General features: G+C 47.7%; 12 protein-coding genes and 1 pseudogene. 7 read left to right on the top strand and 6 right to left on the bottom strand.

From position 1 onward, the window contains the following. Positions 1-112: pseudogene (locus tag ACFW2W_RS06635) on the top strand (IS5/IS1182 family transposase); the annotation flags it as partial. 205 nt (positions 113-317) lie between these two features. Further along, positions 318-2,858: a magnesium-translocating P-type ATPase gene (gene mgtA / locus ACFW2W_RS06630; protein WP_378174988.1), complete on the top strand. Its 2,541-nt coding sequence runs from the start codon at positions 318-320 to the stop codon at positions 2,856-2,858. A 367-nt stretch (positions 2,859-3,225) separates the two neighbouring features. On the opposite strand, the gene gor is transcribed toward mgtA, so the two are convergent. Then, positions 3,226-4,626 carry a glutathione-disulfide reductase gene (gor, locus tag ACFW2W_RS06625; protein ID WP_378174979.1) on the bottom strand — a complete coding sequence of 467 codons (1,401 nt, stop codon included), beginning with the start codon at positions 4,624-4,626 and terminating at the stop codon, positions 3,226-3,228. A 119-nt stretch (positions 4,627-4,745) separates the two neighbouring features. Here gor and cysC point away from each other — a divergent pair, with 119 nt between their 5' ends. Beyond that, positions 4,746-5,294, top strand: a complete 549-nt coding sequence (gene cysC, locus ACFW2W_RS06620) for an adenylyl-sulfate kinase (RefSeq protein WP_378174976.1) — start codon at positions 4,746-4,748, stop codon at positions 5,292-5,294. 32 nt (positions 5,295-5,326) lie between these two features. Here the strand turns inward: cysC and ACFW2W_RS06615 are convergent, their stop codons facing one another. Both ACFW2W_RS06615 and coaD read right to left on the bottom strand, forming a co-directional pair. After that, a complete protein-coding gene (locus ACFW2W_RS06615) occupies positions 5,327-6,028 on the bottom strand; it encodes a DivIVA domain-containing protein (RefSeq protein ID WP_378174973.1) in 702 nt (233 codons plus the stop codon). Further along, positions 5,938-6,489: a pantetheine-phosphate adenylyltransferase gene (coaD, locus tag ACFW2W_RS06610; protein ID WP_378174970.1), complete on the bottom strand. Its 552-nt coding sequence runs from the start codon at positions 6,487-6,489 to the stop codon at positions 5,938-5,940. The genes ACFW2W_RS06615 and coaD overlap by 91 nt, the downstream gene beginning before the upstream one ends. Positions 6,490-6,558: 69 nt before the next feature. Between coaD and ACFW2W_RS06605 the strand changes: the two genes are divergently transcribed. The 3 genes from ACFW2W_RS06605 to ACFW2W_RS06595 are packed head-to-tail and all read left to right on the top strand — an operon-like array spanning position 6,559 to position 8,925. Then, on the top strand, positions 6,559-6,798 hold the full coding sequence (locus ACFW2W_RS06605; RefSeq protein ID WP_378174967.1) for a hypothetical protein: 240 nt from the start codon (positions 6,559-6,561) through the stop codon (positions 6,796-6,798). Next, complete coding sequence (locus ACFW2W_RS06600) at positions 6,798-7,754, top strand: type II secretion system F family protein (RefSeq protein WP_378174964.1); 957 nt, start codon at positions 6,798-6,800, stop codon at positions 7,752-7,754. Before ACFW2W_RS06605 ends, ACFW2W_RS06600 begins: the two co-directional genes overlap by 1 nt. 4 nt (positions 7,755-7,758) lie before the next feature. Further along, complete coding sequence (locus ACFW2W_RS06595) at positions 7,759-8,925, top strand: pentapeptide repeat-containing protein (protein ID WP_378174961.1); 1,167 nt, start codon at positions 7,759-7,761, stop codon at positions 8,923-8,925. Between the two features lie 119 nt (positions 8,926-9,044). On the opposite strand, the gene ACFW2W_RS06590 is transcribed toward ACFW2W_RS06595, so the two are convergent. The 3 genes from ACFW2W_RS06590 to ACFW2W_RS06580 form a co-directional block, all read right to left on the bottom strand. Next, positions 9,045-9,398 (bottom strand): phenylpyruvate tautomerase MIF-related protein, encoded by a 354-nt coding sequence (locus ACFW2W_RS06590; RefSeq protein WP_378174958.1) that lies wholly within the window; start codon positions 9,396-9,398, stop codon positions 9,045-9,047. 166 nt (positions 9,399-9,564) lie between these two features. Then, positions 9,565-10,047, bottom strand: coding sequence for a flavin reductase family protein (locus tag ACFW2W_RS06585; RefSeq protein ID WP_378174955.1), 483 nt, complete (start codon positions 10,045-10,047; stop codon positions 9,565-9,567). Between the two features lie 313 nt (positions 10,048-10,360). After that, positions 10,361-11,194: a dienelactone hydrolase family protein gene (locus ACFW2W_RS06580; protein ID WP_378174985.1), complete on the bottom strand. Its 834-nt coding sequence runs from the start codon at positions 11,192-11,194 to the stop codon at positions 10,361-10,363. 811 nt (positions 11,195-12,005) lie between these two features. Here ACFW2W_RS06580 and ACFW2W_RS06575 point away from each other — a divergent pair. After that, entirely contained in the window at positions 12,006-12,203 is a 198-nt protein-coding gene (locus tag ACFW2W_RS06575; RefSeq protein WP_378174982.1) for a replication restart DNA helicase PriA, read from the top strand.

Below are 12,203 nucleotides of genomic sequence, written 5' to 3'. Positions count from 1 at the left end.
ATTCCGAATTTTATCTAGCCGTTATAGAAATAGAAGAAAGAGATTTGGCTTGCGAGTAAACCTGCTAGCAGGAATTTATAACTATGAGCTAAAAATAGCTGAAAAATCTTAATTCCGCAAGAGGTCTGATAATTCCGCCTCTGGAAAATGGCGATCGCGAAGCGCTGCTGCTCTCTTCGGAGCGGCTTTGTTAGCGCAGCGGGCGGGCAACGCCCGACAAGAACTAGCGCAGATCGCTTAAACCGTTACGAATTTGAGCGCCGCTACAACGCCATGCCCAACTGAAAAAAGCTGAGTTAATCGAAGGGATTGAATCTATGCCTCAAGTTCTCCCATCATTTTGGAACCTGCCTGCCGAACAGGTATTACATCAGCTCAAGAGTACCCCTCAGGGCTTGAGTCGCCAGGAGGCGCAGCAACGGCTCACTCAATATGGGGCAAACAGTCTGAAGCAGAAGCAGCAGTCTAACAAGCTACTCCTGTTGCTAGACCAGTTCAAGAGTCCGATTATTTTGATTTTAGTGGCAGCGGCTATTCTCTCCAGTTTCCTGGGAGATGTCATTGATACCGTTATTATTCTGGCGATCGTACTAATTAGTGGACTATTAGGATTTTGGCAAGAGCGGGGAGCCACAGATGCCGTCGCGAAGCTACTGGCTTTGGTGCAAGTGAAAGCCACAGTTTTGAGAGATGGTCAATCTCAAGAAATTCACAATGAGGACGTGGTTCCGGGTGACATTGTGTTGCTTGCTGCTGGCAATAGTATTCCCGGTGACTGCCTGATTTTAGAGTCGAAAGATCTGTCGGTGAATGAAGCAGCACTGACGGGAGAAACCTATCCTGCTGACAAAATCAGTGGCGTATTGCCAGGGGTCGCCGGACTCAGCGATCGCACCAACACCCTGTATATGGGCACAAACGTGATCAGTGGTACCGCGACAGCGGTTGTGGTACAGACTGGAAAGCAGACTGAATTTGGCAAGGTGTCAGAACGCCTGAAACTTAGACCGCCCGAAACCGAATTTGAAACGGGACTCAGCAAGTTTGGCTACTTTCTGATGGAAGTCACGTTGACTCTGGTGGTGCTGATCTTTGTCGCCAACGTCTACTTGCAACGCCCTGTGCTGGAATCCTTTCTCTTCTCTCTCGCCTTGGCAGTGGGACTGACTCCCCAACTGCTGCCCGTGATCGTCAGCGTTAACTTGGCTCGCGGTGCCAAACAAATGGCGAAAAAGCAGGTGATTGTGAAACGACTGCCTGCGATTGAAAACTTTGGCAGCATGAATGTATTTTGTACAGATAAGACGGGCACGCTGACGGAAGGGGAAGTGAAAATTCACGCTGCGGTTGATGTGGACGGGAAGGAGAGCGTTGGCGGAGCCTCGACGCAGGCGAATCGCGTGCTGCTCTACGCCTATTTGAATGCTGCGTCTGAATCAGGCTATGTCAATCCGATCGATGCCGCCATTCGTCAGCACCAGCCATTCGATATTTCTGCTTACCAGAAGTTGGATGAAGTGCCCTACGATTTCAACCGCAAGCGTCTCAGCATTTTGTTTGGCAAAGACAAGACACGTCTGATTGTCACGAAAGGGGCACTGAAGCCGATTCTTGATGTTTGCTCAACGGTAGAAACGGGTGAAGGCACCACCATTGACCTTGCAGACCGGCGGGACAAGCTTCAGCAACAGGCTGAGGAATTAGGCAGTGAAGGGTTTCGAGTGTTGGGGGTGGCTTATCGCGACTTCAATGGCGATTCTTTCAGCAAAGATGATGAAACGAATATGACTTTCTTGGGCTATCTTGCCCTGTTCGATCCACCCAAAACAGGCATTGCAGAGACGCTCAAGGAATTGGGGATGCTCGGCGTGACCACCAAGATGATCACGGGCGATAGTCGAGCGGTTGCTATCAGCATCATTCAACAGGTGGGACTACCGACGCCCAAGGTTTTGACGGGTGCCGAACTGCATCAGATCAGTGATGAAGCGCTGATTCATCAAGTTGGGAAAACAGATGTCTTCGCTGAAGTGGAGCCAAATCAAAAAGAGCGCGTCATCATTGCGCTGAAAAAAGCGGGAAATGTGGTGGGCTATCTCGGTGACGGCATTAACGATGCCTCGGCACTTCATGCTGCCGATGTGGGTATTTCTGTTGAGAGCGCGGTTGACGTAGCTAAGGAAGCCGCAGACATTGTGTTGATGCAAAAAGACCTCAATGTTTTGCTCGAAGGCGTGAAGGAAGGACGAATCACGTTTGCCAATACGCTCAAATACGTGTTTATGGCAACCAGCGCTAATTTCGGCAATATGTTTAGCATGGCAGGCATTTCTCTATTTCTACCCTTCTTGCCCCTGCTACCGAGTCAAATTTTGATCACGAACCTACTGACCGATTTTCCCCAAATGACGATCGCCACCGATCGCGTGGATAAGGAACTAGTCAACAAACCCCGCCGCATGAATATCACGTTCATCCGTAAATTTATGCTGGTGTTTGGGCTGCTGAGTTCAGTGTTTGATTACCTCACCTTTGGGTCACTCCTGTTGCTGCACGCCAACCCAGCGCAATTTAGAACGGGTTGGTTTATGGAGTCGGTGATTTCTGCCTCCATGATTGTGCTGGTGATTCGGACGCGGCAATCTATTCTCACAAGCAAGCCAGGGAAGTATTTACTCATGGCAACGATCGCGACCGCTGTTATCACGCTCCTAATTCCCTATACCCCGCTTGCAGGGCTACTGGGATTTCAGCCTTTGCCGATCGCATTTCTGTTCGTGCTGGCAGCCATTGTCGGACTCTACATCCTCTGTGCTGAAAACGTTAAACGAGTGTTCTATCAACACGTCCACTCTTGACCATGCCTTACCACCAAAACCTTTTCATGCCATTAGTGAAGTCTTAGATATGTGTACAGTGACTTTTTATTTGCCGTGGTGCCAAATTGATGTCATCAAGGGTGTGAAGCTTGTCCCTGCTAACGTTTAGCTTCGAGTATGGACAGGGAGTGGACTTGCCTTGCATCAACCTCAATGCTTGGAAGCGTGCAGCGAAGAGACTGGCTTGATGACACGAATTTGTCCCGATGTCATTTAATTTGGCACTGTACAGTTTCAGGAGTTTTGGATAGTCTTTCAGGTTAAATGAGAGAAAATATCGCTCATTTCAACAAGTCAAATGCAGGCATTTGTAGGGGCAATTTATAGTATTGCCCCTAGCCGTAATTTATCGCAGAGTGACAAACTCTTCGGCGGTGGAAGGATGAATGCCAACGGTGGCGTCGAAGTCTTTTTTGGTGGCTCCCATATTGACTGCGATCGCTATCCCTTGAATAATCTCAGCTGAATACTCGCCCACCATGTGAGCGCCTAGCACGCGGTCAGTATTTTTGTCAATGACTAACTTGACCATGACCTTGTCATCAGCGCCGGTGAGACTGTGGAACAGAGGGCGGAATCGGGCGCGATAGATTTGCACGTTGTCATCGCCTAACTTTTTCCGGGCATCGGCTTCGCTGATTCCCACCGTAGCTGCTTCTGGCTGGGTGAATACGGCGGAGGCAACATTTTCGTGATTGAATACCCGGCGATTATTACCAAACTCAGTATCGGCAAAAGCGCGACCTTCACCAATGGCGACGGGCGTTAAATTGATCCGGTTGGTGCAATCGCCTACAGCGAAAATATTCGGCTGGTTGGTGCGGCTGTACTCATCGACTTCGATTGCACAGTTGACGCTGTATCCGTGCAACCTGGGTAAATCTTCGTCTTCACAATTAACAACCTTAACACCGGCATTCTCCAAACCAAGTTTTCCTAAAAGGGGTGCGCGACCGATGGCGACTAGAACTTGGTCGGCGGTGAGAGTTGTATCCACGTCTTTGCCTTTTTCAGTGAAGGTGACTTGAAGCCCTTCTGAGGTGCGCTCAATGCCTTTCCCAGTCACATTAGCGATCGCGTTGATACCGTGATGCGTCATGGCATCCTGAATGCCAGTGATAATATCGTCATCAAAACCTTTTAAGATGCGATCGCCTCGAAGCAACAAACTGACTTTCGATCCCAGTCCGTGCATAATACAGGCGAATTCCACGGCAATATAGCCAGCGCCAATAATGACGATGTGCTTCGGCTGTTCCTTGAGGAGAAATATCTCGCGGGAAGTGATGGTATGTTCCATCCCTGGTAAATCCGGCTTGACGGCTTCCCCACCCACGGCGATTAAAATTTTGTCAGCGCTGTACCTTTTTCCATCCACTTCCACGGTATGCGGATCTAATAAAGTGGCGCGACTCTTGATTAACTCCACCCCAGCTTTTTCCAAAAACCCAATATGCAACTGGCTGAGACGGTGGACTTCCTTATCGACAGTCGTAATCAGATGCTCCCAGTTTAAGCAACTCTTGCCCACAGTCCAGCCATAGCCTGCGGCATCCTCAAACAGGTGGGAAAATTTGGAGGCGTAAACCATCAGTTTTTTGGGAATACAGCCCCGGATGACGCAGGTACCACCCACTAAATCTCCTTCTGCGATCGCTACTTTCGCTCCATAGCTAGCCGCGCGTTTCGAGGCAGCCAATCCCCCCGAACCCGCACCAATGACAAACAGATCGTAATCAAATGCCATGACTAGAAGTCCTCTCTTTCTTCATTTAGTTTAAAAGATGTAACGATGATGCTACCTTTCCCATTTTCCAGAGATCGCTTAAAGTCGGATGAGAATACCGTAAGTTTTAGCGAAGAACAATGGATCGAGAGCATCGTGGCGTCACCGTCTGGTTTACAGGTTTAAGCGGTGCGGGAAAAACCACCATTAACAAAGAAGTCGCGCAAGTATTGCACAAACGCGGATACAAGGTGGAAATTCTCGACGGAGACGTGGTGCGCCAAAATCTGACCAAAGGTTTGGGGTTTAGTAAAGAAGACCGGGATGAAAATATCCGGCGCATTGGTTTTGTCGCTCATCTCCTGACTCGGAACGGCGTAGTCGTACTCATTTCGGCAATTTCGCCTTACCGGGAAATTCGAGAAGAAGTGCGATCGCGGATTGGAGATTTTGTCGAGGTTTATGTGAATGCACCGTTAGCGATTTGCGAACAGCGGGATGTGAAGGGATTGTATAAGAAAGCGCGGTCTGGGGAAATCAAAAACTTCACTGGCATTGATGACCCTTATGAGTCACCCCTCCATCCTCAAATCGAATGCCACACAGACCAAGAAACGATAGAGGAAAGCACAGAAAAAGTTTTGAGAAAGCTAGAAGAACTGGGCTACCTCTGGAAGGATAAAGGATAAAGGGATAGGGATGGGCACCTCCCACCCAACACCTACTTCTTCTTATCTGAGCCTCTGCCTCTCTCCCCCTCCACTTCTCTAACCGTGGGGGTACGCGGGGGAGGAGGGTCATTTTGTAACTGTTGCCGACCGTTACGGATGACCTTGAGCATATCATTGAGCTGCTGCTCGATATTAGTGAGAACTTGGTCGGCGTAGTCATCAGCTCCGTTTTGAATATCCTCGCATTCTTGGATAGCAAGCGATCGCATCTGCTCTAGTTCTTGTTGTGCTTGTAGGCGCATCCGTTCAAGTTCTGCAATCGTTTGTTCTTGGATGGCGTCGCACTCCTGCTGCACCGCCTGCCGGATCGCTTGAGCTTCCCGTTCTGCTTGCCGAATCAAGCCCATTTCATCCAATATCTGATCGGCTCGGCGTTCTGCTGTTTCAATAATCTGCTGTGCATAATCCTCCGCTTGCAGAAGAATTTCTTCCTTTTGCCGAACAATTTCTTCGGCTTCTTGAAAAGCCGGTGGCAGATTGATCCGCACCAAATCCAGCTCTTCGAGTACCGAATTCTCATCGACTAAGCGCAGGCTAGTCAAGGGAATGCGCGTACTATCGATAATCATTTCTTCTATGCGGTCGAGTTCCCGCTGGATATCTACACTTCCTGATCCGCTGTCGGGTAATTCACCTTCGGGGAAGCGTCCATTACTATCGGGTTCAAGGCGGGAAGAGTCTTGGCGTAACATCGGTAGATATCTAAGGCGACGTGCTGGGGAACAAGATGATCGACAGAGCCGCCAAATCTGGCAATCTCTTTCACTAAGCTACTACTTAAGAAACTGTACTCGTTAGAGGTTGCTAGAAAAACCGTCTCAATCCGATCGTCCAAGGTTTTATTCGTATGAGCCATCTGTAGCTCATGTTCAAAGTCAGAAAGCACCCGCAAACCGCGCAGCAGCACGCACGCTCCTCGCATTCTGGCATAATTGACCGTCAAACCGTCAAAGCTGTCAACTTCTACATTCGGCAGCGATCGCGTCGATAGACGAATCTGCTCGATGCGCTCCTGTACTGTAAACAGGGGCGTTTTGTTGGGGTTCCGCAGCACCGCAACAATCACGCCATCAAAAAGCCGACAACCGCGCTTAATGATGTCGAGGTGCCCCAGAGTAATTGGATCGAAGCTGCCAGGATAGATTGCAATCACGGAAGAGGTGTGTGAGCTAGCTTAAGGAAATTGTACTCATACAGTACCCCTAAAACTACGAATTGTTAAATGTCTGCGGTTTTGGCGAGAAGCACCATCACTACAGGAGAGCGATCGCAACCAGATACGATTCATCGCCTCAGCAGCCTCTTCTCGCGGCATACACGAGCCAGCGATAGCGAAGCGCCGTACCTGTCGGTTCGCCCTCTGCTGCAATCTATGCAGAGAGTCTTTCTATTCGTGCAACGAGTGCCACTCCTCGACTTTCCCGGTTCGCTAGAAAATCAGCAAAAGCTAAAATCCCATTAGTGAATCTACACATTAAGTTGAAAAACCAGGAAAAGGCTCAATTTTTTCAGCAGTTCGCCACTTTGTTGAATTCTGGCATTTCAGTACAGCAAAGCTTAAATTTGGTTAATCTGGATCGCAATTCGACCTTCGGGCGCTATCTGCAAACCGTCAGTGCGGCGGTGGATTCTGGGCAAGATTTGGCTTCTGCTTTGACACTAGACGCTCGATATTTTGATGCCTGGACGATTAGCCTGATTCGGTTAGCCGAATACAGCGGATCGCTAGCAGAGACTTTTGGGAGACTAGCAACAGCGGCGGAAGCGAAAGCCAAACGAGAACGCCTCTATCGTTCGGTGGGAATCGCCGCGATCGCGCTGATTTGGAGTCTGTTGGTACTCGCCGCCGCACTTTTCAAGCGAAATCCTCAAAAGCTTACCCACCCTGGTTTCTGGCTGTGCAGTTTTGGTTTGGCATTGCTTTTGGTTGGGGTACTTCTGCTAAATTCTCGCTTTCCCGGACGCGGGTTACAGCGGTTGGCGGCGCAACTTCCCGGTTTGGATAAACTCATGCAAGCGCGATCGCTCCTTTACTTTACCGAGTTGTCATTGCCTTTAAGTTGTGGGGTGACGATTCTCGCCGCACTGGAACTCTTGCGCGATCGCATCCCCGATCCTCAGATGGCAACTCACGTAGCAAAGGCTTCTCGACAGATTCGCCTCGGTAGAACCTTGAGCGAGAGTCTGCAAAGCAAGTTACCGCCACTGGCAATCCAATATATTCGCACTGGCGAAGAAACCGGCAACTTAGACACGGCATTGCGAAAATTGGCGGAATATTACCAAGGTGACTTAGAACGACGCTTGAGACAATTGGAGGGAATTTTGCGTCCTTTGAGCTTAGTAGCCATCGGAGGTTTAGTGCTTTTAGTCGGAATTCGAGCGTTTCAATCTCTGCTGAATTCTCTGCCAGGATAATTTTATGAGTATCGATGAAACCGAGGGATTGAGAAACTGGCTCATAATTCTGCCACTTACATTTATTGGCATAGGAGCAATAGTTTTCCTGTGTTTATGGCAACTTGATGTAGTACCGATTGAACACTTAAAGAATTCTTCTAAAATCCTGACCACAAAGGAGTTTATTGAGCTTAAAAGGCAGGGCATCAGCTCTGTTATTGAAGCTTTAAAGATTGTTGCAACAACCTTTGGAGGAGCCGCAATCCTCTTCAACGTTTTCTATGCAGCGAAGCGAGCTAAAGCGATGGATGATAGCGCGATCGCTGCCAATAAAAGTGCTGAAGCAGCTCTAGATAACGCTAAAGCTGCTCTAAAAAATGCAGAAGCTGCACAAGATAAGCAAATCACAGAACGCTTTACTAAAGCTATTGAACTTCTTGATTCTAAGAATACCTCTATCCGTTTAGGTGGAATTTATGCCCTAGAACGAATTGCGAAGGATTCCAAAAAAGACCACTGGACAATTATGGAAGTGCTAACAGCTTTTGTTCGAGAGAATGCTCTTTTGAAGGAAGAAGAGATACAGCAGGAGCAATCACCAAAAATTCCTACGGATATTCAAGCAGCACTTACAGTTATCGGACGGCGCGACGTAGATAAAGACCCAGAAAATCAAGGGCTAAATTTACAATATACCAACCTTGATGGAGCAAACCTCAGAGAAGCTAACCTACAAAGGGCAAACCTCAGTGAGGCTAACCTACAAAGGGCATACCTCATTGAAGCTAACCTACAAAGGGCAAACCTCAGTGAAGCTAACCTACAAAGGGCATACCTCAGTGGAGCTAACCTAGAAGGGGCATACCTCAGTGGAGCTAACCTAGAAGGGGCATACCTCAGGGCAGCTAACCTGCAAGAGGCAAACCTTATTGAAGCTAACCTGCAAGGAGCAGACCTCAGTGGAGCTAACCTGCAAGGAGCATTCCTTATTGAAGCTAACCTGCAAGGAGCAGACCTCAGTGGAGCTAACCTGCAAGGGGCATTCCTCAGAAAAGCTAACCTACAAGGCGCAGACCTTAGGGAAGCCGAAAATCTAGAATTCGAGCAACTTGAAACAGCATTTGGAGATAGCACAACTGTCTTGCCAGACAATTTGGAAAGACCTGCACATTGGACGCAAGCTGAGTGAGAGGCAAGTGCGATCGCCCTCAATATAGTGGTTGTTATTTGAATCAAATACAGAACCTAACCCCCAGCCCCTTCCCTACAAGGGAAGGGGAGCCATCTTCAAAATCAAGTAGGATTTAATCAACCAAATGTTGACCCATTCCAACCCCACATTGAACCTTTCGCATCGGCAAACTCAATGTAAATCCGATTAGTGGGTACACCGAGTTTCTCATTAATCCGCTGGCAAAAATCCTGGCTCATCGCCTTAGTTTGCGACGGACTCATGCTACCGACACTTTTAATTTCGACGTAGCAGACGGGATCGACAGTCCCACCAAATGTCATCGCCACACCCGGCTCAAAAGCTGTCATCACGTAGGATTCCGGTTTGCCTGTATGCTTCGCTAATTGAGCCGAAAGACTTTTGAGCAGTCCTTCAACAGCAACCTTATCGGGAGAATCAACAGAAGTTTGAACTTTAATCAGCGGCATAATCTTTTACTCAGAATTCCTTGCAAAAGGGATTAGGTAATAGTTATTAGCCATTAGTTATTAGTTATTAGCCATTAGTTATTAGTTATTAGCCATTAGTCCTTTGCTACTAACCAATTACCAATTACCAATTACCAATTACCAATTACCAATTACCAATTACCAATTACCCACCATATTCCCAAGGAGTATTTTCGAGTAAAAGTGGTTTCCCATCGCGGTGGACGCCAGCAGCGATCGCTTCCCCGACATAAACAGTATGATCGCCGTGTTCCACAGCACCGACAACCTTACACTCCACATAGCCGAGGGAGTCGGAGATGATGGGACAGCCGGTTTCTTGTCCTAGATAAAATTCCACATCTTCAAATTTATTACCGACTCGGCGCTGCGGCTTGAAGAATTTTTGCGCCAAGTCTTGCTGTCCTTCGTCCAGAAAACTAAGTGCAAAGACGCCACTGGCTTTGATCATGGCGTGGGATTTAGAATCCTGCTTAACGCAATTTATAACTAGCGGTGGCTTAAACGATCCCTGCATCACCCAGCTGGCTGTGAAGCCGTTAACTTCTTCGCCATCTTTGACACCACAGATGTAGAGTCCGTGAGGAATCTTACGCAGAATTGTTTTTTTGGCTTGTTCGTCTAGCAAAGTTTCACCTGATAGCTACTGATACATCGCTTAGTTTATCAATGTCTTGGCAAGAAACATCAATAAGAGAGATAGTTCACAGACAGACCAAACAGGTAGGTTTGCTTTATAGCATTTCAAGAGTTGGGCGGAATATATTGCGGTCAGGACTTACGCAAAACTTATACATATAGCGTTTTTTCGGGTTCAATCCCCCTGTGGTTGCCCCTATATGTCGCGCAAGTTGCGTAAGTCCTGTTAATTTGACTTGAATTGCTTTAGATGAAGCGATCGCTATGCGCTACTTCCATTGAATCGTACCTGCGATCGCTCCCTAAGCAACCCCATACTTCTTAAACCAAGCTTGGAGGCGTTTCCAGCCGTCTTCAGCTTCCTCTTTGCGGTAGCTGGGGCGGTAGTCGGCAAAAAAACCGTGTGGCGTGTCCGGATAAAGGATAATTTCCGAAGCATTGCCTGCTGCTTTCAGCGCCTCACGCATCTTCTCCACCGTCTCAATGGGAATCCCGTCATCACTGCCGCCGTAGAGTCCCAGCACGGGTGCTTTCAGCTCATCAACCAGGTCAAGGGGATATGTGGGAGTGAGGGGCGAAGAATCGCCACTCAAGCGTCCGTACCAGGCAACGCCAGCATTTAGCGTAGGATTGTGAGCTGCATACAGCCAAACGATTCGCCCACCCCAGCAAAAGCCCGTAATTCCCAGTTTATCGGTGTTTCCTTTACTTGACTTGGCTGCCCAAGCCACCGTTGCATCCAAATCTGACATAACTTGGGCATCGGGGACTTTAGAGACCACTTTGGTGATAATTTCTTGAATATCGCTCATCTGGGAAACATCACCTTGACGGGCATAGAGTTCCGGAGCGATCGCTAAATAACCCAGTTTCGCAAAGCGGCGACAAATATCTTGTAAATGTTCGTGGACACCGAAGATTTCCTGCACAACTAGCACGACAGGGAAATTCTTACCCCTTGCAGGCATCGCCCGATAAGCGGGGATTTCCCCATCTTCTACGGGAATCTTCACTTCACCCGCCACCAAGCCTTTCTTATCGGTAGTAATGACTTGGGCAGAAATGGGGCGAACTGCTAGGGCAAACCCTGCCGCCAGCGTAGAGACAATGATAAATTCGCGGCGCGTGAATTTCATGTCGCAGTTTTCTCCAAAAAAACTTTCCCAGTCTAGATTGTGCATCAGTTGGGCGCGGATAACCCAAAAGTCTGACTGAAATCGGCGTTGCGGGTATCTGGAACGATATGAACGAACCGGCGATAGGCGATCGCCCGTTTGACGATCCGGGTAATAAAATATACTTCCCCCTTGATGCGCCCCAGGCTTTGTCAACAAATAGGCGAGGCGTGATTAACCGAATTTCATCTCAATCCTTGACGGTTCTAATATTCAAGGTAAGCGATTCGCTCTTGAGGGCAAATCGCTGCTTTTGGCATACTTTACTTTCCGCCTATCCGCAGCTTCTCGCTCAAGCCTATCTTATGAGAGATTAAATCTATCTACAGACAGATGCAAGATTTTCATTAAACATTAAATTCAAATAAAATTTGATTAGAGAATTTTATTTAGCTGTAAGTTTAATTCTGACAGATGTTGAGAACTTCTATAAATCATTGCTAAAGAGCCGCAAAACTTTACAGAATCAGTACATCAGAAATGTCCAAACGATGTTAAGAGCCTGCGCGAACCTCCCTCATTTGCATAAGTTCACAATGGGGATCAAAGCTAGACAGGCTCATATTCCTAAAGAGTGATTCATTATAATCGCTCAATTAAGTATGGATAATTATCAAAAAGATTGCCATAATAGTCTAGAAAGGTCAATTGATTTTTTCCTGATTGCGTTCAGCTAAACTGTTAATTTAGCTACATTTTTACCAGATGACATTGGTGTTAAATCTGGCAATTTCCTTGTTTTAAAAAACTGACTGACATGAAAACTTTAAAAATGCAGATAGTCCAAGCGATTCGGTGCCCAAACTGTGGCAGTCCGGGCGAACGGCATTACATTTCTAGCAGCCAGCTAACGCGGACACAATGCCGCACTTGTGACTACTTGATGGTGACTTGTTCTCAAACCGGGGGAGTAATCGAAGCATACGCACCCGGTCTTGATGCAAGTCGTCTCTTGAAGCAATTCTTTTAA

This window comes from Coleofasciculus sp. H7-2 (assembly GCF_042747725.1).
Classification (GTDB): domain Bacteria; phylum Cyanobacteriota; class Cyanobacteriia; order Cyanobacteriales; family FACHB-T130; genus FACHB-T130.
The sequence above is the reverse complement of the archived record's forward strand: the minus strand, read 5'-3'. Positions and strand labels throughout refer to the sequence as shown.

Coding starts and splice junctions, on each gene's coding strand:
- gor (WP_378174979.1), bottom strand. CDS start 4,626: ATGGCATTTGATTACGATCTGTTTGTCATTGGTGCGGGTTCGGGGGGA.
- ACFW2W_RS06615 (WP_378174973.1), bottom strand. CDS start 6,028: ATGTTACGCCAAGACTCTTCCCGCCTTGAACCCGATAGTAATGGACGC.
- ACFW2W_RS06605 (WP_378174967.1), top strand. CDS start 6,559: ATGTCTGCGGTTTTGGCGAGAAGCACCATCACTACAGGAGAGCGATCG.
- ACFW2W_RS06590 (WP_378174958.1), bottom strand. CDS start 9,398: ATGCCGCTGATTAAAGTTCAAACTTCTGTTGATTCTCCCGATAAGGTT.
- ACFW2W_RS06575 (WP_378174982.1), top strand. CDS start 12,006: ATGCAGATAGTCCAAGCGATTCGGTGCCCAAACTGTGGCAGTCCGGGC.
- mgtA (WP_378174988.1), top strand. CDS start 318: ATGCCTCAAGTTCTCCCATCATTTTGGAACCTGCCTGCCGAACAGGTA.
- ACFW2W_RS06580 (WP_378174985.1), bottom strand. CDS start 11,194: ATGAAATTCACGCGCCGCGAATTTATCATTGTCTCTACGCTGGCGGCA.
- cysC (WP_378174976.1), top strand. CDS start 4,746: ATGGATCGAGAGCATCGTGGCGTCACCGTCTGGTTTACAGGTTTAAGC.
- ACFW2W_RS06595 (WP_378174961.1), top strand. CDS start 7,759: ATGAGTATCGATGAAACCGAGGGATTGAGAAACTGGCTCATAATTCTG.